The sequence below is a fragment of the Actinomycetota bacterium genome (genome assembly GCA_004297305.1).
In the GTDB taxonomy this organism is placed as follows: Bacteria; Actinomycetota; Actinomycetes; order S36-B12; family FW305-bin1; genus FW305-bin1.
In genome coordinates this window covers 148,431-169,502 of the sequence record SCTR01000011.1, presented here as the reverse complement: position 1 = coordinate 169,502, position 21,072 = coordinate 148,431, and the positions used below count along the sequence as shown (strand labels likewise).

15 protein-coding genes and 1 pseudogene are annotated in these 21,072 nt (G+C 67.6%); 12 read left to right on the top strand and 4 right to left on the bottom strand.

Annotation, left to right across the window (positions count from 1 at the left end):
- Window positions 1–519, top strand: a 519-nt coding sequence (locus EPO13_12210) for a UDP-glucose/GDP-mannose dehydrogenase family protein (protein ID TAK68303.1), incomplete at its 5' end; no start/stop codon positions are given.
- 660 nt (window positions 520–1,179) lie between these two features.
- Here EPO13_12210 and EPO13_12205 read toward each other — a convergent pair.
- The 3 genes and pseudogenes from EPO13_12205 to EPO13_12195 all read right to left on the bottom strand — a co-directional run bounded on the left by EPO13_12205 (window position 1,180) and on the right by EPO13_12195 (window position 4,216).
- Window positions 1,180–1,320, bottom strand: a pseudogene (locus EPO13_12205) (low molecular weight phosphatase family protein).
- Between the two features lie 56 nt (window positions 1,321–1,376).
- A complete protein-coding gene (locus tag EPO13_12200; GenBank protein TAK68302.1) occupies window positions 1,377–2,759 on the bottom strand; it encodes a hypothetical protein in 1,383 nt (460 codons plus the stop codon).
- Window positions 2,756–4,216 (bottom strand): DUF2252 domain-containing protein, encoded by a 1,461-nt coding sequence (locus EPO13_12195; GenBank protein TAK68301.1) that lies wholly within the window; start codon window positions 4,214–4,216, stop codon window positions 2,756–2,758. Before EPO13_12195 ends, EPO13_12200 begins: the two co-directional genes overlap by 4 nt.
- Window positions 4,217–4,344: 128 nt before the next feature.
- On the opposite strand from EPO13_12195, the gene EPO13_12190 reads away from it, so the two are divergent.
- The 10 genes from EPO13_12190 to EPO13_12145 all read left to right on the top strand — a co-directional run bounded on the left by EPO13_12190 (window position 4,345) and on the right by EPO13_12145 (window position 19,379).
- Complete coding sequence (locus tag EPO13_12190; protein TAK68300.1) at window positions 4,345–4,779, top strand: DUF1269 domain-containing protein; 435 nt, start codon at window positions 4,345–4,347, stop codon at window positions 4,777–4,779.
- Between the two features lie 73 nt (window positions 4,780–4,852).
- On the top strand, window positions 4,853–5,164 hold the full coding sequence (locus EPO13_12185) for an SHOCT domain-containing protein (protein ID TAK68299.1): 312 nt from the start codon (window positions 4,853–4,855) through the stop codon (window positions 5,162–5,164).
- Window positions 5,165–5,494: 330 nt separating this feature from the next.
- A complete protein-coding gene (locus EPO13_12180) occupies window positions 5,495–7,561 on the top strand; it encodes a hypothetical protein (GenBank protein ID TAK68298.1) in 2,067 nt (688 codons plus the stop codon).
- A 650-nt stretch (window positions 7,562–8,211) separates the two neighbouring features.
- Window positions 8,212–10,176 (top strand): SAM-dependent DNA methyltransferase, encoded by a 1,965-nt coding sequence (locus EPO13_12175; protein TAK68297.1) that lies wholly within the window; start codon window positions 8,212–8,214, stop codon window positions 10,174–10,176.
- Window positions 10,173–11,519: a restriction endonuclease subunit S gene (locus EPO13_12170; protein TAK68296.1), complete on the top strand. Its 1,347-nt coding sequence runs from the start codon at window positions 10,173–10,175 to the stop codon at window positions 11,517–11,519. The genes EPO13_12175 and EPO13_12170 overlap by 4 nt, the downstream gene beginning before the upstream one ends.
- A 1-nt stretch (window position 11,520) precedes the next feature.
- Window positions 11,521–14,652 (top strand): type I restriction endonuclease subunit R, encoded by a 3,132-nt coding sequence (locus tag EPO13_12165; protein TAK68295.1) that lies wholly within the window; start codon window positions 11,521–11,523, stop codon window positions 14,650–14,652.
- 138 nt (window positions 14,653–14,790) lie between these two features.
- Entirely contained in the window at window positions 14,791–15,867 is a 1,077-nt protein-coding gene (locus tag EPO13_12160; GenBank protein ID TAK68294.1) for a nucleotidyltransferase, read from the top strand.
- Window positions 15,868–15,874: 7 nt separating this feature from the next.
- On the top strand, window positions 15,875–17,440 hold the full coding sequence (locus EPO13_12155) for a ThiF family adenylyltransferase (protein TAK68293.1): 1,566 nt from the start codon (window positions 15,875–15,877) through the stop codon (window positions 17,438–17,440).
- Window positions 17,437–17,943 (top strand): hypothetical protein, encoded by a 507-nt coding sequence (locus EPO13_12150; GenBank protein ID TAK68292.1) that lies wholly within the window; start codon window positions 17,437–17,439, stop codon window positions 17,941–17,943. The genes EPO13_12155 and EPO13_12150 overlap by 4 nt, the downstream gene beginning before the upstream one ends.
- The gene (locus EPO13_12145) at window positions 17,940–19,379 is read left to right on the top strand and encodes an SAVED domain-containing protein (protein ID TAK68291.1); all 1,440 of its coding nucleotides are present in this window, start codon (window positions 17,940–17,942) and stop codon (window positions 19,377–19,379) included. The genes EPO13_12150 and EPO13_12145 overlap by 4 nt, the downstream gene beginning before the upstream one ends.
- A 256-nt stretch (window positions 19,380–19,635) precedes the next feature.
- Here the strand turns inward: EPO13_12145 and EPO13_12140 are convergent, their stop codons facing one another.
- The gene (locus EPO13_12140; GenBank protein ID TAK68290.1) at window positions 19,636–20,538 is read right to left on the bottom strand and encodes an Fpg/Nei family DNA glycosylase; all 903 of its coding nucleotides are present in this window, start codon (window positions 20,536–20,538) and stop codon (window positions 19,636–19,638) included.
- A gap of 119 nt (window positions 20,539–20,657) precedes the next feature.
- Here EPO13_12140 and EPO13_12135 point away from each other — a divergent pair, with 119 nt between their 5' ends.
- A complete protein-coding gene (locus tag EPO13_12135; GenBank protein ID TAK68289.1) occupies window positions 20,658–21,041 on the top strand; it encodes an antibiotic biosynthesis monooxygenase in 384 nt (127 codons plus the stop codon).
- Window positions 21,042–21,072 lie beyond the last annotated feature (31 nt).

Genomic DNA, 21,072 nt, shown 5'->3' with positions numbered 1-21,072 from the left:
CCCAAAGACATCCGCGCGTTCATGGCCCGCGCCGGCGAACTCGGCGTCGCCCAAGCCCTCACCTTCCTGCGCGAAGTCGACGAGATCAACATGCGGCGGCGCACCCGCACCGTCGAGCTGGCCCGCGACCTGCTCGGCGGGTCCCTGCTCGGCGCCCGCATCGCCTGCCTCGGCGCAGCGTTCAAACCCGACAGCGACGACGTGCGCGACTCCCCCGCCCTCAACGTCGCCGCCGCCCTGCAACTGCACGGCGCCACCGTCACCGTCCACGACCCCCACGCCATGCCCAACGCCGCCCGCCTGTTCCCCACCCTCACCTACAGCCCCACCACCGAAGCCGCCCTCACCGACGCCGACCTGGTCATCCTGCTCACCGAATGGCGCGACTACCGCGACCTGGACCCCACCACCACCGCCACCTGGGTCACCCACCCCCGCATCCTCGACGCCCGCAACGCCCTAGACCCCCACACCTGGCGCACCGCAGGCTGGACCTACAAAGGCATCGGCCGCCCCTAACCCCCACCCCCACAACACCTCCCCCGGACGACCGCGGTTCGGGAACACCACCCCGACGCGGGATCGGGAAACAACCCGACTGGGTCGAGTTGGAGCGGTCGACCCAGCGCCGGCAACGCCGAACCGAATGGGCCGCAGCTACGTGGGTCAGACCCAGGCGAGGATGGCGACGGCCTGCACGACGCGGCGCACACTGTCGTCGATCCGGTCGATCGCGTCGCTGTGGCGGTCGGTGCCGACCACGTGCGGGTCGGGGATGTCGTCGGCGTCCAGGGCGGCCACGCCGCGTTGCCAGCCGGCGACCGGCGCGACCAGGCCGCGGGCGGCGTCGAGTTCCTGGACGAACCATTCGAGGCGGTCCGCCAACTCGGTCCGCGGCGGCAGCGGGGGCGCCCCGTCCGGGACCTTTCCGGACCGCAGCGTCGCGCCCACCGTGCCGGCCAGCGACGCCGCCTGCCGCAAGGTGAACAGCCGTGCCCGCACGTCGGGGGCGCGTTCGATCAGCCAAGCCCGGTGACCCCGGTCTGCGGTCAGGATCATGTCGGCGGACCGGGCGAGGTCCGGCGAGATCGGTTGGCTGCGGTGCTCGTCGTAGGACACCGGGTCGGGTCCGAGCTCGGCGACGAGCTTGCGGGCGACATCGCACGCCGGTTGGTCCGCCACGGCGGCGATACCGGCCGACCGCACCCTGGCGGCACCCGGCGCCACCCGGTCGAGGCCCGCGCCGAGCAGCGCAGCCGTGGCCGGTGAGCGGCAGATGTTCGCCGTACAGACGACCAGGATGCGGAACGGCCGCCCCAGAGGTGGCAGGGAACCCGCGCCGGTCACGGCGCCGATGCTAGGGCCAGCCGCACCGCTCAGCTCCCAGCGTTGCCGGGCGGAACTGCTGGGGGGCCCGCGGCGGCGGGACCGGTCGCGACCGGATCGGCTGCCATCGGCTCCGGGCCGGCCGCGCTGCGGGCGGCACCGGCCAGTACCTGGATCACCGCGAGGACGACCAGCACGGCAACCAAGGTCCACAGCACCTTCGCCACGGTGATCGTGCCGCCGAGCAGCAGCACGAGCACCCCGAGCACGACCACGACGACGGCGGCCGCCGTACGCCGCCGCGCCAGCCAGGCACCGGCGGTGCTCAGCGGTCCTTCGGGCAGCGCAGCGCCGCCACCGGCGAGGGCGCGGCCGATCCACCGGCGTACGGCGATGCCGCCGCGGGTGCCGCCGGCCAGCCAGCCGACGACCGCCAGGATCACGCCCAGCACCGCCAGCACCGCGACGTTGCTGTGCAGGTAGGAGAACAACGTCTCCCAGAACACGGTCGACGCCGGCCCGAACACGGTGCCCTGCAGGGCGTTGCCGAACTGGCTCTCGCCTGCCGAGAGCGCTATCGCGAGGACTGCCGCGGCGACCACCAGGACGACGCCGACGGTGAGCACCATGCGCGCCCGGCGCCGCGCCAGCAGGCACGCCCCGGCGAACAGCAGGACGACGATGGGCAACAGCCAGAACGAGATTGGCTTGGCGAACGTCCAGATCGTGCGTGCCTGCGCCAGCGCCGGTGCGTCGAGCAGGACGACCTGCCGGTCCACCTGCGGGATCGGGACGCGATCCAGAATCGTCAGGCCGGCATCGACGAGCCGCTTCTTCACCTCGTCGATGACCGTCCCGATGTCGAGGACGACCTGATCGCCCTGCAGTTGCACGGCGCCGTTGGTCTCGCCTTCCAGGGCGTCGATAAGAGCTTGTTGGGCAACGGCATTCACCCGCAGCCACAGTTGCTGGAACTGCGGCGATGCCACGACGCGGTGCGCGGTCTGCGACACCAGGTTGTCGACTGCGGTGGACAGCAGCGGGACCAGGGCCTGCAGTCGTGGCCGGTCCGCGATCACCCCGCCGAAGGTGTCCTGGACCAGGGCCTGGACGTCGACCCGCTCCTGGAACGCCTTCACCACCGCATCGGCGACGACCTCCTGCACTTCGGGTTGGGCGGCAAGGGGGCCGACGGTGTCGAGGTAGCGCTGGGCGTCGGTGATCGTGCGTTGACCCCAGAAACCCACGACGGCCGGCACGGTGAGTACGGCGGCCAGCACGAGGCACACTCCGGCGGCGATGCTGCGCCACAGCGCAACCCGGCGACCGTTGTTCCCGGTGCGCAATGCCTCGTTCTCCTGCCGCAGCCGCTCGACCTCACGTGCCAGCTCGTCAGGCTCTTGCGGTCCGCTGGGAACCGTCGCGTCGCTCACAGGCCCGTCACCGCCTCGACCCGGCCGGAGTCCACGGCTGCCCGCAGCGCCGCGTGGTCCCGTTCGTTCTGATCGGCGTACGTGGTGGCGAACTCGCAGAGTGCATCGACGAGCACCGGCTTGGCGCCCAGATACGCCGCGATGGCGACCCGGTCCCCGGTACGGGCGTGGGCTCGGGCCAGCGTCCAGCCGCACAATCGGGTGTAGGCCTGCATCCGGTCGGCCGACATCGTCTCCACGACAACGGATCCCTTCCAGTCACGCAGCTGCCGGACGTAGAAGTCGCGGGGCCTGCCGTCCATGCCCGTGGTGTGGACCCAGCCGAGGAAGATGTCACTGGCCGCCTGCATCAGCCGCTGCCCGGTCACCACCCGTTCGCCGTGGTTGGCGTACTGACTGGGCTGCAGTTCGGCCTCCAGCACCGATGCGGAGGCTTCCTTGGCCTGCAAGAAGAGCGGGTCGCGGTCGTCTGCTCCCTGCAGCAGCAGGATCCAGGCCCGGGTGCCGACGCTGCCCACCCCGACGACTTTCCGTGCGACGTGTACGAGGTCGTAGCCGGACAGCAACCAGCGACGATCGGCCTGCAGCGTCGCGCCGTACTGTTCGACCAGGGCCGCCAGCTGGTCGTAGATGGTCTGGGCCTCACCGGAGGGGACCAGGTCCTCGATCGGCACGATCAGCGGTGGTACGGCGTGGATCCGCGGCCGGCCGTCGACGGTGCCGGCTAGTTTCGCGTAGGCCTGCGCACTGTCGCGGGTCCGGGCCCGGGCCAGGGCCTTGTTCAGGCGGGCGTCGGCCTGCAGATGGGCACCGACGCCGGACAGGATCGAGTCGACGTCCAGAGAGGCGTACCAGACCGCCAGGTGCGGCTGGACGGCGAACTGCTGCATCGCGCTGCGGTACTCCTGCACCGTCCCGGCGACGATCATGCGGCGCTGCTTGGGGGAGTAGCCGTTCTCCCGGGAGGCGATCTCGGCGCTGGCGACGAGCCGCTTCAGGTCCCACTCGAACGGCCCCGGCAGCGTCTCGTCGAAGTCGTTGAGGTCGAACACGAGGCGTCGTTCCGGCGAGCCGAACACACCGAAGTTCGACAGGTGGGCGTCTCCGCACAACTGCACGGTCAGGCCGGTCGTGGGGCTGGTGCTGGCCAGGTCCGCGGTCATGATCGCCGCGGCGCCCCGGTAGAACGCGAACGGTGAGGCGAGCATGCGGCCGTAGCGGATCGGCACGAGTTCCGGGACCCGTTCCACCGCCTGACCTTCCAGCACGGCGATCGGGTCGGCGCGGTCGGCCGGGGCGACCCAGGCCCCGTGCGACTGGCGGGGCGATCGCTTCCGGGCGGCACGCCCAGTGGCGGCGCGCTCCGCGATCGTCGGATTGGACGGCTTGATCGTCGGCGTCTCGTTCGCTGGGTTCGCCACGGTCGCATCACATCGTTTCGATCGGCGCGGGACCATCCCCCGGTCGGGGTGAAGCCGGGCGCGGTGCAGGCTTTCCTCCGATACGGATGATGCGCCGCGCGCCGCGCGGATGCGAGGTTCTTGCGCACGCTGGCGTCGGGTCGGCGCCGCGGAGAGGAGCACCCATGTCCGATGACCTCGAAGTCGGCCCGGTCGACTACCTGGTGGTCGAATTCCCCGGCGACCGGCGTACCGGTGAGGCGTTCCCGATCCTGGTGGACCTCGTCGACCGGGGCATCATCCGCATCCTCGATCTGGTCTTCGTCAAGAAGGACGTCGACGGCACGGTCAGTGTGGTCGCGCTCAGCGACCTCGACGGGGACGGTGAACTCGACCTCGCGGTCTTCGAAGGTGCGTCGTCCGGCCTGCTCGACGACGGCGACATCAACGACGCCGGCACGGTCATCGAGCCTGGCAGTTCGGCCGGGATCGTCGTGTACGAGAACACCTGGGCCGCACCGTTCGTCGGTGCACTGCGCCGATCCGGAGCAGAGTTGGTCGCCAGCGGCCGCATCCCCGCTGCCGCCCTGCTCGCGTCACTCGACGCCGCCGAAGCCTGAGGGCGCCGACGTCCTGCCGCCGAAGCCCTGACAGGGGCCGACGCCCGACCCCGCTGTCCCGAAAGGAATCACGATGCCCGGTCTGCTCCGCGGAGTCGCCCGCACCGCCGTCGTCGCCGGAACCGCTTCGGCGGTTGCCGGCCGCGTGAATCGCCGCCAGCAGCAGCGCTGGGCTGCGCAGGACGACCAAGCCGCCCAGCAGGAGTACGCCCAACAGCAGTACGCCGCACCGGCGCCGCAGTACGCACCACCCCCGGCTGCGCCGGCTCCGGCCGCGGGCCGGGACCCGATCGACGCGCTGAAGGAACTCGCGGCGCTGCACTCGCAGGGCGTCCTGACCGATGCGGAGTTCGCGACGGAGAAGGCGAAGATCCTCGGCTCCTGACGAGCCGTCGCAGGTCGTTTCCCCTCCGGCGGTAGCGCCGGAGACTTTCCGGTACGGGAAGGTCATGCCTTCCTGCCACGTCGTCGTCCGTCATGGCACCATCCCTGCGGGATCTCACGCGCCTGTCCCAGCGCACGACGACGGGATAGCTGGGTGGTTGAGCGCGGAGCCGAGCGGACTGAGCCGGCCGCGACCGGACGGCCGCGTCAGCTCCATCCCCGAGTTCGCCTGGCGGGGCGGCCGCCGGACGACCCGCGGCTGACCGCGCCCCCGCTGCGACAGGGCTTGGTCAGTCGCGACGCGGTGTGCTCCCGGCTCGAGTCGGCCCGCGTGCCGATCGTCAGCGTCGTGGCCGCGCCCGGCTACGGGAAGTCGACGGCGGTGGCCCAATGGGTCGCACGCTTGGACCGCCCGCACGCCTGGGTCACCTTGGTCGCCGACGACGACGATCCGGCGACGCTGTTGTCCTGGGTGGCAGCCGCACTGGCCGGCGAGGCCGCGACGGGTGCGCCCGGCCGGCTCTCGCCGCGCCGGGTGGCCCGGACATTGCGGCAGCTGGATCCGGTGGTGCTCGTCCTCGACGATGCCCACGTCCTGCACGACACGGCCACCCTTGGCGTGCTGGACGTGCTGATCGCCGGGCTGGGTCCGGCGTCCCAGCTGGTACTCGTCGGTCGCAGCGAGGTGCCGTCGCTCGGCCGGCTGCGGCTCCAGCACGGGGTCGCCGACGTCCTGGCCGACGATCTCGCGCTCACCGAGGCCGAGGGCCAGGCCGTGCTGTCGTACGCCGGGGTGACCGCCGGTCCGCAGGACGTGCGAACCCTGCTGGAGCGCACCGAGGGTTGGCCGGCGGCCTTCTATCTGGCGGCGACCGCGGCCCGCCGGGGTGGCGGGTTCTTCGACGCGACCGCCGTCAACGGCGACAACCGGGTGCTGGCGTCGTACCTGCACGCCGAGGTGATGGCGACTTTCGACACGGAACTGGTCGCGTTCCTGCGCCGGTCGTCGGTGCTGCGCCGGATGTCCGGTCCGCTGTGCGACGCGGTCCTGCAGCGATCCGGTTCGGGTGACCTGCTGGAACGGTTGTGTACGGCGAACCTCCTGGTGCTGCCGATGGACGCCGACCGGCAGTGGTACCGGTACCACCCCCTGCTGCGCGGCCTGCTGCTGGCCGAGCTCGAACGGGACGATCCGGCTGCCCTGCCGCAGCTGCGAGCCCGGGCCGCGCGCTGGACCCACGAGCACGGCGATCCGCTGGTCGCGCTCGACTATGCCTGGGAGGCAGGCGAAGACGACGTCGCTGCGGCCCTGGTGCTGGCCCTGGGGCAGCCGCTGTGGGCGGCCGGGAAGGCGGTCACCGCGCAGCGCTGGTTCGACCGGCTGGCCAGTCGCGGTGTGGTCGAACGGCGCCCCGAACTCGCCGCGATGTGGGCGTACCTGCTGACCTTGAACGGCCGCGCGGCCGAGGCCGACCGGTGGGCCGACCGCGCGCTGGCGGCCACCTCCGACCGCGTGCTGCCGGACGGGTCGACGCTGGCGGCGTGGCAGGCGCTGGTCCGGTCGCTGCTGTGCCGGGACGGTCCGGCGGCGATGCTCGACGACGCGCAGGAGGCGCTGCGAAGGCTGGGCGGCACCAGTCCGCTGCAGGCCACCGCGCTCCTGCAAGGCGGCATCGCCGCGCTGCTGGCGGGTGCCGATCAGCAGGCGGCCGAGGCGTTTGCCGACGCCGCGGAGCTCGGCGCCGAGCGGAACGCGGTGGTGGCGCGGCAGGTGGCGATCGCCGAACTGGGCCTATTGGCCGTCGAAGGCCGGGACTGGCCGGCCGCGCGGCAGCATCGCGACCTGGCGGTCGCGCTGACCCGGGAGGGTCGCCTCGAGGCCTACCCGACCTCGGCGTCGGTGCACGCCCTGGACGCGCGGGTCGCCCGCCACGACGGAGACGTCGAGGCGTACCGCGCCGCGGTCGGGGTGCTGGCCGAGCTGCGCCCCCAGTTGACCCACTCGCTGCCGCACTTGTCGGTGCAGGTCCGGCTCGTGGTAGCCGAGGGGATGATCGCTGCCGGAGAACGGATTCCGGCGGCGGTCCTGCTGGACGAGGCCGACGCGGTGCTGCGGCGACGGCCGGACGTCGGCGTCCTCGCCGAGCGGGCGACGGCACTGCGCGTGCAGCTCGCCGACGGCCTGCAGAATCCCGCGCTGACGATGCTGACGGCCGCCGAGGTGCGGCTGCTGCCGTTGTTGCCCACGCACCTGTCGTTCCGCGCGATCGGCGAGCGGCTGTACCTGTCGCCGCACACGATCAAGTCGCAGGCGCTGTCGACGTACCGCAAGCTCGGGGTGTCCTCCCGCTCGGAGGCCGTCGCCCGGGCACGGGAACTGGGCCTGCTGGACCACTAGCGCCGTACGGCGGGCAGCCGTACGGCGTACGCCGTATGCCGGGCAGCCGACGCCGGCCAGCCGTAGCCCCGGGCAGCGCGGCGCTGTGACCTTTCAGTTTGAGTGGACAAAGCGGCTCGCTGTTTGAGCGTGGCATTTCACGTCGAGGCCAGCCCGTTTTTCACTCTGGGTGGACACGCTTGCTGCTGGGTTGCAGTTTGCGTGGACACGACTGATGGATGCGTTTCAGTCTAGGTGGACATGGGTGCGCTCGGCTGCCTGGACGTGAAAGGATCCCGGCCGGAGCGGGCCGGGGTCGTCGGCTCTTTGTCAGACGCGTGTGTCGATGATGGTGGCGTAGCGCTGCGCGAGGGAGGCGACGGTTTCGTGTACGACGGGCGCGGACCGGCGGAAGAGGTCGCTGATGTGCTTGGTGTGACCGTCGGTGCAGAGTCGGCCGTTGACGACGGTCTGGATCATCGGTCCATGCCCTCCGCCTTCGCTCGAACCTCTGACGCCGCGTCGGCCGCTGCCTAGAGTGAAGGCTGTTGACAGTGTGTATGCGCCGCGTCGACCGGCTGACGCCGCTGCCCCCTGCTCGGGTCAAAGGCGTCTGCTGCCGATAACGACATACGGCACTACTTGAACGCAGCAGAAGCGGAGCAGTCTGAATGAGCAACCTCGGTAACTTCGTCTGGTCCATCGCCGACCAGTTGCGAGGCGTCTACCGTCCCAACCAGTACGGCAACGTCATCCTCCCCATGACGATCCTCCGTCGCCTGGACTGCATCCTCGAACCCACCCGCGAACAGGTCCGAGCCCTCGCCGAGACCGAGACGCGGCCCGAGATCCTCGACATCAAGGCCCGCCGCGAGTTCGGGCTCAACTTCTACAACACGTCCGCCTACGACCTGGCGAAGTTGAAGAAGGACCCCGACGGCCTCCGCGACAACCTCATCGACTATCTGAGCAAGTTCTCCGCCAACATCGACGTCTTCGAACGGTTCGGGTTCGAGAACGAGATCGCCAAACTCGACGAGAAGAACCGGCTCTACATCGTCGTCTCCCAGTTCGCCGACGTCGACCTCCACCCCGACGTCGTGTCCAACGCCGAGATGGGTGACCTGTTCGAGGAACTCATCCGCAAGTTCGCCGAAGCATCCAATGAGACCGCCGGTGAGCACTTCACTCCCCGCGACGCCATCCGCTTCGCCGTCGACCTCGTCTTCGCCGAGGACGGCGACGCCCTCACCGAGAAGGGCGTCGTCCGCACCGTCTACGACCCCACGGTAGGCACCGGCGGGTTCCTCTCCGTCGCCGACGAGCACCTCAAGAGCCGTAACCCCGATGCCCGTCTGACCCTGTTCGGCCAAGAGATCAACGACCAGTCCTACGCCATCTGCAAGAGCGACATGATCGCCAAGGGTCAGGACCCCGCCAACATCAAGTTGGGCGACACCCTCGCCGAGGACCTGTTCGCCGGGCGCGCCTTCGACTACTGCCTCTCCAACCCGCCCTACGGCGTCGACTGGAAGGCATCCCAAGAAGACGTCCTCACTGACGTCGAACGCGGCAAGGAGCACACCCGCTTCCCTGGCGGCACCCCGCCCATCTCCGACGGACAGATGCTGTTCCTTCAACACCTCGCCACCAAGATGCGCCCCATCGGCGACGGCGGCGGCCGAGCAGCCATCGTCCTCAACGGCTCACCGCTGTTCTCCGGTGGAGCCGAGTCCGGGCCAAGCGAAATCCGCCGCTGGCTCATCGAGAACGACATGGTCGAAGCCATCGTCGCCCTCCCGACCAACATGTTCTACAACACCGGCATCGCCACCTACATCTGGCTGCTCGACAACACCAAGCAGCCCGAGCGTGTCGGCAAGATCCAGTTGATCGACGCCTCAGAGATGTACGTCAAGATGCGCAAGAGCCTCGGCTCCAAGAACCGCGAACTCCCCGACTCAGCCCGCGAAGCAGTCATGCGTCTCTACGACAACCTCGCAGACAACGACCAGTCCAAGGTCCTCACCAACGACCAATTCGGCTACTGGACCATCACCGTCGAGCGCCCGCTCCGGCTCAACTTCACCTGCGCCCCTGAGCGCATCGAACGAGCACTCGCCGCCAAGCCCCTCAAGACACTCGACCAGGACACGCTCCGCGAGTGCCTCGAAGCCTTCCACACGGGGACCTATATCAACCGCGAAGCCTTCCTCAAGGACCTCAATCCGCACCTCCGCGACCACGGCATCACACTTTCGACGCCACAGCGCAAGGCGCTCTGGCAGGCGCTCGGCGAACACGACGACGAAGCAGACATCTGCTACGACAGGCACGGCGACCCCGAGCCCGACACCAACCTCCGCGACACCGAGAACGTGCCATTCACCTACGGCGGCAACACGCTCGGCGCAGACGGGCGCGACCAAGCCATCCAGGCGTACTTCGAGAACGAGATCCAGCCCCACGTGCCTGACGCTTGGCTCGACCTGACTAGGACCAAGGTCGGCTACGAGATCCCCTTCACGCGGCTCTTCTATCGGTACCAGCCGCCACGCGCTCTCGAAGAAATCGACGCCGACCTCGAAGCCCGCATTGCTCGCGTCCTCAACATGCTGCGGGAAGTCGAAGCATGACGGCTCTACCTGGCTACAAGGATTACGGCGAGGGAGTGAAGTGGGCTCCGTGTCTCCCATCGCACTGGTCCGCTGCTGCACTCAAGTGGCTTGCCCGGATCTATGCCGGAGGGACCCCTGACAGGAGCAACCCCGATTACTGGCAGGGTGGGACAGTCCCGTGGCTGAACTCCGGCTCAGTGAATGACGGCGTGATTACACAGCCGTCGGAACTCATCACCGAGGAGGCTCTCGCCAACAGCAGTGCACGTTGGGTACCAAGCGGCTCCGTAGTGATCGCCCTCGCCGGGCAAGGCAAGACCAAGGGCACCCCCGCGCGTCTGGAAATTCCGTCCACGACGAATCAGTCAATGGCAGCGATTGTGCCGGGCCAAGGAATCGACCACCGCTTCATCTACTACTGGCTCGCTTCCAACTACCAGTCGATTCGCAACCTGGCGGGCGGAGACCTGCGAGATGGATTGAATCTGCAGCACATCGGGTCGATAGAGATGCCGCTGCCCCCGCCAGACGAGCAGCGGGCCATCGCCGACTATCTGGACCGCGAGACTGCCAAGATCGGCACGCTGATCTCAGAGCAGGAGGGACTTGTGCAGGTCCTGCAGGAGCGCCGCATAGCCGTCATCTCCCGAGCGGTCACAACGGGTCTGGATCGAGCAGCACGTCTAGTCGACTCGGGGGCGGACTGGCTAGGGGCCGTTCCTGAGCACTGGGACGTAAAGCGCCTCAAGTTTTCGGTCGCCTCGACCCAGGTCGGTGTGTGGGGAGCCGAGCCGGTGGGAGATGACGACGACGTGCTGTGCGTGAGGGTGGCCGACTTCGATCGACCTCGGTTGCGTGTGTCCGATGAGATTCCGACAGTGCGCTCCGTGAAAGCGTCGGACCGACTTCCTCGCCTCCTTCACCCGAATGACTTGCTGCTGGAAAAGTCTGGTGGCACCGCGATCAACCCGGTGGGCTTCGTCGGGGTCTTTGAGGGCACAGCCCGTCCTGCGGTGTCGTCAAACTTCCTGACTCGGTTGCGTGTCGCTCGTGGACAGCACCCGAGATATTGGCTGTATGCCCACGCAGCGAGTTACTCGACCCGGCTCACGGCACGCTCGGTGAACCAGACGACCGGCATTCAGAACCTCGACCAAGCGGCGTACTTCGACGAACTTTTCCCGTTCCCGCCGTTCGAGGAGCAGCGCGCGATCGCCGATTACCTCGATGACCAGACGAAGAAGATCGACGCTCTGATCGCCGAGGCCGAGGGGATTGTGGCTGTGGCGAAGGAGCGCCGGTCTGCCTTGATCACTGCTGCGGTGACGGGCCAGATCGATGTGCGTGGAGAGGTGGCCTGACGTGGCGCAGGAGCACGAGAAGGCGTTCGAGGACGAACTGTGTGCCTACCTGGCGGCCCACGGTTGGCTGTACTCGGCTACCGACGCTGGGTACGACAAGGACCGCGCGCTGTTCCCCGAGGACGTGTTCGGGTGGCTGGCGGACACGCAGCCGGACGAGTTGGCGAAGGTCCTCAAGCCCGGTGCGAGTGCGGCGGACGAGAAGAAGGCGCGTGAGCAGTTCCTGGACCGGCTGGTGAAGACGCTCGACGCCCCACTCGACGCGGGTGGCGGCACGCTCAACGTGCTCCGCAAGGGGTTCAAGAAGACCCCGGCGAAGTTCCAGATGTGCGAGTTCAAGCCCGCCACCACGCTCAACGAGGCCACGCTGGAGCGATACGGCAAGGTCCGCCTCCGTGTGATGCGGCAGGTCCACTACTCGCGCCAGAAGCCCAGCGACGCCATTGACCTGGTGTTCTTCATCAACGGGCTGCCGGTCGCGACGGTCGAGTTGAAGACCGACACGATGCAGACCGTCGAGGACGCCACGATCCAGTACCGCAAGGACCGGCTCCCGAAGGGCGAGCCGCTGCTGCAGTACGGTTCACGTGCGCTGGTCCACTTCGCTATGAGCAACGACGAGGTCTATATGACCACCAAGTTGGCGGGCGACGGCACGTTCTTCCTGCCGTTCAACATGGGCAACGACGGCGGAGCCGGTAACTCGGTCAACCCCGGCGGCTCCGCGACGTCCTACATGTGGGAGCGCGTCTGGGACCGAGACGCCTGGCTCCACATCGTCGGCAAGTTCCTCCACATCGAGCACCGCGACGACATCGACCCCATCACCGGTGCGAAGACCAAGAAGATGACGCTCCTGTTCCCGCGCTTCCACCAGTGGGAACTCGTCACCAACCTGCTCGACACCGTCAAGGCGGAGGGTGCAGGTCAGCGCTACCTCGGCCAACACTCTGCCGGGTCAGGAAAGACCAACAGCATTTCCTGGCTCGCCCACGGCCTCTCGACGCTGCACGACGAGAACAACGAGAAGGTGTTCGACTCGGTCATCGTCGTCACCGACCGCAACGTCCTCGATGACCAGTTGCAGCAGGCCATCAAGCAGATCGAAGGCACCGCCGGGACCGTCGCCCGCATCAACATCGACGAGGCCCGCAAGGTCGGCCAGACCTCCAAGTCCGGCCTCCTCGCTCAGCAACTCCTGAACGGCAAGTTGATCGTCATCGTGACGATGCAGACCTTCCCGTTCGCGATGGCCGAGATCGCCGCCAACAAGGGCCTCGCGGGCAAGAAGTTCGCCATCATCGCCGACGAGGCCCACTCGTCCCAGACCGGTCGCACTTCCCAGCAGTTGCGAAAGGTGCTGACCGCCGAGGAGCAGGCAGAGGTCGAGGACGGTGGAGAGGTCGCGGTCGAGGACATCCTCGCCGCCGAGATGGAGGAACGAGCCGAGTCGAAGAACCTGTCCTTCTTCGCGTTCACTGCCACGCCCAAGCCGAAGACACTGGGGTTGTTCGGCCGCAAGGACTCCAACGGTGTCCCGCGACCGTTCCACACCTACACGATGCGTCAGGCCATCGAAGAGGGCTTCATCCTCGACGTCCTCAAGAACTACACCACCTACGACACCGCCTTCCGCATCGCCGAGAAGGTCAAGGCCCAAGCCAAGGACGGCAAGGCCAAGTTGTCCGAAGTCAAGATGGTCGACGAGGCCGAAGCGACCAAGGGCCTCATGCGCTGGGTGTCGCTCCACCCGACGAACATCGCGCAGAAGGTGCAGATCATCGTCGAGCACTACCGCGCCAACGTGCGGCACCTCCTCGACGGTCACGCCAAGGCCATGGTTGTTACCGAGTCCCGCGAAGCGGCCGTCCGGTACAAGGAAGCCATCGACGCCTACATCAAGAAGCGCGGCTACAACGACGTCGCCACCCTCGTCGCGTTCTCCGGCTCCATCGACGTACCAGGCGTCGCGTTCCCCGGCGTCACCCCGCCCTACACCGAAAGCACCCTCAATCCGGACCTGCGGGGCCGCTCACTGCCGAGGGCGTTCGCGACTGACCAGTTCCAGATCATGCTTGTCGCCAACAAGTTCCAGACCGGGTTCGATCAGCCGCTGCTGTGCGCCACGTACGTCGACAAGATCCTCCGAGGCGTCTCCACCGTGCAGACCCTCTCGCGGCTCAACCGCACCTATCCGGCAGGCGGCAAGGACACGACCTTCGTCCTCGACTTCCGCAACGACCCCGAGCAGATCCTGGCTGACTTCAAGCAGTATTACGAGACCGCCACCATCGAAGGCGAGACCGACCCCGACCTGGTTCACGACCTCCAAGCCAAGTTGGACGCCGCAGGGATCTACACCCCCGGCGAGGTCGACGCTTTCGCCAACGCGTACGTCGGAGGCAAGGGCAACAGCGCCCTCCAAGCCCCGCTCAAGGCAGCCAAGGACCGGTTCAACAACCGCTACAACGCCGCCGTCGAAGCAGGCGACAAGCCGACCATCGAAGACCTCGACCTGTTCCGCAAGGACGTCGGCTCCTTCATCCGGCTCTACGACTACCTCTCCCAGATCGTGAACTACCAAGACACCGACCTGGAGAAGCGGTCCCTCTACCTGCGGTTCCTCGCCCGCCAGTTGACCAAGCAGCAGCGCAACCAGGAGATCGACTTCTCCACCGTCGAACTCACCCACATCAAGCAGAGCCGCACCAGCGAACAGGCCCTCAACCTCAAGGACGGACAGGCCGACCCGCTCAAGCCCGTGTCCGCAGCCGGGACCGGCGCGAAGCACGACCCCCGAATGGTCCACTTCGAGGAGATCCTCAACAAGGTCAATGACCTGTTCGCAGGCGAAGACTTCACCCCTGCCGAGCAGCGCTCCTGGGTCGAAGGCGTCGTCACCGTCCTCATGGACGACGACACCATCCAGAACCAGGCCGCCACCAACTCCAAGAAGCAGTTCATGGAGTCGCCCGACCTCTCCGACGCCGTCGTCGAAGCCGTCCTCGGCAACCAGACCAGTCACAACAAGATGGCCGACATCTTCTTCACCGACGACAAGGTCAAAATCGCCCTCGTCCACCTCCTCGGCCAACTCGTGCACGAGAACCTCCACGCCGAGGCAACCGCCTGACGCGTACCTAGGGCGGAAGACCGCATCACGGCCAGTCGGTACCGGCAGCCGGGCCTGCGCTCGTCGTCCCGGAACTGTCGGTGCCGAGGCGTACGGTCGGCGGCACCGGGAGCGAGGACAGAACAAGGGATGGGAACCATGGAGACACTCGGCAACGAGTTCGCGCAGGCGGTCCGCAACGTCACGATCAGCGGCGACAAGGAGAAGCGGGCAATCGCGGCGCACACAGAAGTCCGCGAGTTGCTGGAAGCCGATGAGGAACTCTGCGGTTGGGGAATCGACACCATCCTCATCGGTTCCTACGCGCGCCAGACCGCCAGGTACCCCGGCAAGGACGTCGATGTCTTCCTCCGGTTCAAGAACCTCACGGTCCGTCACAGCCCCGAGAAGGTCTACAACGCTGTCGAGCGCGTCCTCGTCGCCAAGTACGGACTCAAAGACGACGGCTCCGGAGGACGCGTCACGCGGCAGGCCCGGTCACTCAAGATCGTCTTCCCGGACCCCGACGACCAGTTCGATGTGTCCTTCTCCATTGACGCCGTTCCGGCCGTCTCTTGGGGCGAGCACTGGGGCATTCCGAACCGCGACCGAGACCTCTGGAACAACGACGAGAAGCGGTGGATCAAGACCAACCCCGTCAAGTTTGCCAACGACACGAAGGCTCTCTCCATCGCGACCTGGAGTCCCACCGTCGGTGGCGTCAACGCCTACCGCCCGGTTGTGAGGCTCCTTCGCCAGATCCGACACGTCCACTTCGGCAAGGAGCGGCCCGGCGGGCTGTTCACCGAGGTCGCCGCCTACTACGTCTGGGGCGACCGGCTCGTCACTGGATCCACCTGGGCAGAACTGCTGATCTCCACGATGGAGCACGTCGCCAAGCGGTTCGAGGACTGCGCCGACAACGGTCTCCCCGACCCGGTGCTCGGCACCCCGATGAAGCCTGCCCTCGACTCGTGGCAGTGGACCACGGCCGCCCAAGGCCTGAACAGGCTCGCCGATCAGGCACGCGAAGCCCTCGACTCCGAGCGATGCCGCGCCGCCAAGATGTGGCGCGAGATCCTCGGCACCAACGAGCGCGGCCGCGTCCTTCCGCTTCCCGAGGGCTGCGACGCGAACGGGTTCCCCGTCGGAGCGGTGACAGCCGTGAGCGCGGTCGGAAGCAACGATCCTCGCGGGTTCGCGGCCCTTCCCTGGCCCGCACGTCGTCACAGGTAATCCTCCGTTGGAGACCTACGACGACGCCGCCTTCGAGCAGTTCTGCGCTGCACTGGTCAACACAGGCTTCTCGCCGGTACCGAGCACCGGGCAGGCCATGTGGACCGGCCCCATCCGGGACAGTCTGAAGCCACTCACTGACGCCACTCGCATGCAGGTCTGGTTCCCCCAGGGCTGGCCGCTCCGGTACGCGCACATCACTGTCGACAGGCTCAAGACCGAACACGCCGCCGACGGCACCATCTGCCTGTGGGCCGACGACGACCCTGCCCAGGTTGCAGCACAAGACCCAGACGTCCTGTGGGCACGGCTCGACGAATGGGCTGAGGTAGCGCAGCGAGGCTTCCGGCTCGAAGACCGGGCTCTCGACGCCTACCTCCTGTTCGAGGAACGCAACAACTACCAGGCAGAACTTCCCTTCGGCGACCTCATCCGGGCCGGAAGCAATGGATACCGCGCACCCCTCAACGGGACCAAACAAGGCAGACGAGCGATTATGCTCAAACCGGCCGCTCTGCCTGAGCAGAAGCCCAACGAGGAGCACCTGCGCGGCGTGGTCTACCTGCGGCGCGACATCGGCAGCCCACCGCGCAACCTCGACGACATCAAGGCCGCGCTCACCAGGAAGCAGAAGGCCGACCTCGAACGGGGGCTCGACGAGAGAGCGCCCACCGCCCTCGCCGAGCCAAGCGGCGGCTACGACTTCATCGTCCTCGCGTGGCCTCGCCACGACCGCGAACACGACGCCGTAGTTGTCGGATTCGAAGGCCAAGGCGACTCGCTCAAAGCATCAGCCATGTCGGCCACACCCAACGAGGCGACCGCCAGGAAGCGCCGCGCAGGACCTGACGTCGAACTCCTCGCCGACAAGACGGTCCTGCTAGCCGGTGCTGGCTCCGTCGGCGGCCACGTCGCCGTCACACTGGCCGCCTCCGGGGTCACGAAAATCCGGCTCCACGACGACGACTACCTCAAGACCGGCAACCTCGTCCGCCACGTCAGCAACCAGTACCTCGTCGGTTATCCAAAGACCCTCGCCCTGTCGATGACGATCGACGACCACGCCCCCTGGACGGACGTCGACAGCCACGGTGCGCTGCCCCACGACCCAGCGGGCCTCACTGCCGCGATCGAAGGCGTCGACCTCGTCATCGACTGCACCGGCATCTACTCCATGTCCGCCGCCCTCGCCGACGTGTGCCACCGCACCGGAACCCCACTCATCACCGGCGCGATCTTCCACCAAGGCGCAATCGCGCGCGTCCAACGCCAAGCAGACGGCGACACCCCCATCGCCGTCCGACCCACCGACGCGAACTACTACCACCTCCCACCGGACGACCCAACCGAGCCCAACAGCGGTTTCCTCGAACTCGGATGCACCGCGCCAATCAACAACGCGCCGCCCACGGCCGTCCTCGGCACCGCCGCAGACATCGCACATGCCGCAATCGACTACCTCACCGGGCGTGACCAGCGACCCGACGAGCGCATCCTCGTATTTCGAGCACGGGAATCTCCCTTCGACCGCACCGGCACGCTCGACCCGCCTGCGCACGGTGGCGTCGCATGAATCGACGCACCCCCACGCCACTGCTCGTCATCTCCGAATCGGCCAAGGCGGCGATGTTCGCAGCAGCCGCCCGTGCTCACCCCAACGAGACCGGCGGCATCCTCGTCGGCGTCCACCTCGACAACCAACCCTGGGTCACTCGCGCCATCGAGATTGCAAGCCCAGATCGAGGACGGCACCACTACAAGATCCCTGCCGGAGCAACGCAGCCCGCTGTCCACGCAGCACGCCGAGAAGACCCGCGCCTCGGCTACCTCGGCGACTGGCACACCCACCCCGCCGACGTCGGCCCAAGCACCACCGACCTCGCAACCCTCGCCGTCTTCTCCATCAAGCACCCCCGCACGCCCAACCCCACCCTCGTCGTCGTGCGCAACACCGATGACGGCTACACGCTGGACACGAGGCGAATCGTCACCGTCAGGCCACGCACCTGCGAGGTACGACTCGCAGGTGACCTGACGCGCCCACAAGCGGGCAATCACACCGAGGAGCCTCAGTGACGAGCAACCAACTGCCGAGCGCAAGCGGCGTCCGAATCGCAGGCGACAACTACCAATGGCTCCACGCCTGGCGATGCTGCATGGAAGCGCTCCACGACGACCTCACCGGAAACAACTCGAACGCCATCATCGCCGTCGGCGTCGAAGAACCCGGAGTCGGAAACGGCGACGACGTCGTCCTCCACCGAGCCCAACCGCCACACACCTACATGCAGGTCAAATACGCCGTCGACCACCGCACGGCCATCAACCTCGACTACCTCGACCAGAGCGGCGTCCTCCGCAAGATGGTCAAGACCTACGCCGACCTGACAAACGCCGGGACGCCAGCGCAAATGCGGCTCGTCACCAACCGAACCATCGACCCCAACGACCTCCTAGTCACGGACCGAGACGCCCGCGACGGACGCCTCCTGCCACGCGCAGCACAGGGCGGACCCAAGTCCGACCGAGGGAAGGCACGAGCCGAATGGGCCGAGAAGGCTGACACCGACGAGGCAGGACTCCTCACTTTCCTCGCCAACTTCCACCTCGACGTCGCCTACGACATTGACCGCCTCCGACGCGAAACCAGCCTCCTCATGACCGCCAACGGCCTCCGATCTGACGATGCCGCCCTAACTCTCGGCGCAGGTTGGATCGAAAGGCAGGTGATCGCAGGCCATCGTCGGATCACGCTCGACGTCATCAAGAACGCGGTCGCCTCACTGGAACTCCAGGCAGGGTCCCCCTGGACAACCGTCTCAGTCGCGACCATCAAGCACGACGAACTCGCCGACCAAGCAGCCGTCAGCATCGACTGGGTCGACCGCATCGACGGCACCACCGACTGGACTCGCGTCGCCCCGTTGCCGCCACACACGTGGGACGACCTCGCCGCCGACATTCGGACCATCACAGGACAACTCAATGGGGACAAGCGCATCCTCATCACCGGCCACCTGCGGCAGGCCACTGGCTTCTTCGTCGGCACAGAACTGCGCCGGGTCCTCGGCTACGAAGTCGGAATCCGCCAAGGCGAACAACTCTGGACCGGCGAAACCCCAACGACAAGCGACGCCATCACCGTCACCGAGCACCACGCCGAAAGCGGCCCCGACACCGCAATTATCGTCAACGTGGCCGCCGACGCCGCCGACGTAGCCGCCGACTGGATCCGCTCAGCGGCACTACCCGTCAACAAGATCCTCACCGTCCAACCCAGCGCAGACACAGGCGCCAAAGCCATACCCACGCCGTCATACGCCAACAGCGTCGCAACCGCGATCCGAGACCTCGCCCGACGACACGTCAAGGGCGACATCCACCTGTTCCTCATCGGACCCCTTGGCCTCGCGGTGCTTCTCGGACACCACTGGAACCGCGTGACCACCACCCACGTGTACGAGCACCTCGGCGGAACGGAATACACGGCGGCCTTCGCCGTCGACGCCTAGAGCAGCCCTCGAACGCCGAAGCGGCCCGTGCGCCTGACACCCGCGCGCTACCCAGTCGCAGGCGTCGACCACAAACGCCGTCAACGCCAGGGTCGAGGAGCCGCCGACGCTTCATCTGTCGGGCGCTAAGTCGTGTCCACGCAGAGTGAAACAGCGCCTCGACTCGTGTCCACGCAAAGTGAAACGGCCACCCGCAAGCGCGAAGTGGCCGTCTGAAGTGAAAAGTGGTCAATCAATCTGAAACTTCACAGGCGCGTTACTTCAGCAGCCGCGACAACCGGCGGTCGGCCAACGGCTTGCCGCCGGTCTGGCAGGTCGGGCAGTACTGCAGCGACGAGTCGGCGAAGGACACCTCGCGAACGGTGTCGCCGCACACCGGGCACGGCAGCCCGGCCCGGCCGTGCACCCGCATGCCGGAGCGCTTCTCCTGTTTCAGCATCCCGGCGCCCTGCCCGACGGAGCGGGACACCGCGTCGCGCAGCGTGGCCTGGACCGCGTCGTACAACGCGGTGACTTCCGGGCCGGTGAGACTGCCGGCGGCCTTGTACGGCGACAGTTTCGCCACGTGCAGGATCTCGTCGCTGTAGGCGTTGCCGACCCCGGCGATGATGCCCTGATCGCGCAGCACTCCCTTGAGCTGCTTGCCTTTTCCGGCGGCCAGGATTGCCGCGAAGACGGCCTCGGTGAACTCCGGGGTGAGCGGATCGGGACCGAGTCGCGCGATGCCGGCGACGTCGAGCGGATTCCGTACGACATACACAGCCAGCCGCTTCTGGGTACCGGCCTCGGTCAGATCGAAACCCCCGCTCAGTTCGCCGTCGACGGTGGCGAACCCGAGCCGCAACGCCAACGGCCCCTTGCCCGGCTTCACTGCGCCCGGTGGCAGCGACTCACGCCAGTGCAGCCAGCCGCCGCGAGCCAGGTGCGTCACGAGACGAAGCGATCCGTCGGGTCCGCCCGGATCGGCGGCAGTGTCGAGGCACAGGAACTTGCCGTAGCGGCGTACGTCGACCAGCAACCGGCCTTCGAGCGCCTGGACGGGCGGGTCGAACGTCTTCAGCGCGCTGATGGCCGCGAGCTCCACTCGGACGATGCGCTGCCCGACGGCTCGCTCGTGCAGGAACGTGGCGAGCGCCTCGACCTCCGGTAGTTCCGGCACGCGCGCCAGGCTAGTCCTGCGTGGGCGGAGCCAGTGGTCGGAGACGCCTGGAAACCGGCCACGGGGAGAACCGGCTGCCGCTGAGGGGTGTCTGAGCGGCCCTGAGGGATGATGGCCGCATGGACGAGGCCGTCGCGGATCGCCCGGTGACCCAGTTGCTGCCGGGCCGCATCGGGATGCTGGTGCGGTTGTCGGCGCACCCCGGCGGTCGTACGGCGTTGCTCGACGCGTTGAACCGCTACGTCGACCACCTCGACGAGGAGCCGGGCACCGAACTGTTCGCGGTCGCGCTGGACCCCGACGACGCGGACGTCGTGTGGTTGCAGGAGTGGTTCCACGACGAGGACGCGCAACGGGCGCACACCGCCTCCGGCCCGTTCCAGCGGCTGGTGCACGACATGCAGGATCTGCTGCTGAGCCCACCGGGCCTGCTGCGCGTGGACCCGCTGCGGGTGAGCCTGCAGCCGGCGCTGCTGCGAGACGAGATCGGCCTGGGGCCCTGATCCGGCGACGTCGGATCTGACGAGGCGGGAA

Coding starts and splice junctions, on each gene's coding strand:
- EPO13_12170 (TAK68296.1), top strand. CDS start 10,173: ATGACGGCTCTACCTGGCTACAAGGATTACGGCGAGGGAGTGAAGTGG.
- EPO13_12195 (TAK68301.1), bottom strand. CDS start 4,216: ATGGTCCCGCGCCGATCGAAACGATGTGATGCGACCGTGGCGAACCCA.
- EPO13_12175 (TAK68297.1), top strand. CDS start 8,212: ATGAGCAACCTCGGTAACTTCGTCTGGTCCATCGCCGACCAGTTGCGA.
- EPO13_12135 (TAK68289.1), top strand. CDS start 20,658: ATGGACGAGGCCGTCGCGGATCGCCCGGTGACCCAGTTGCTGCCGGGC.
- EPO13_12150 (TAK68292.1), top strand. CDS start 17,437: ATGAATCGACGCACCCCCACGCCACTGCTCGTCATCTCCGAATCGGCC.
- EPO13_12160 (TAK68294.1), top strand. CDS start 14,791: ATGGAGACACTCGGCAACGAGTTCGCGCAGGCGGTCCGCAACGTCACG.
- EPO13_12185 (TAK68299.1), top strand. CDS start 4,853: ATGCCCGGTCTGCTCCGCGGAGTCGCCCGCACCGCCGTCGTCGCCGGA.
- EPO13_12190 (TAK68300.1), top strand. CDS start 4,345: ATGTCCGATGACCTCGAAGTCGGCCCGGTCGACTACCTGGTGGTCGAA.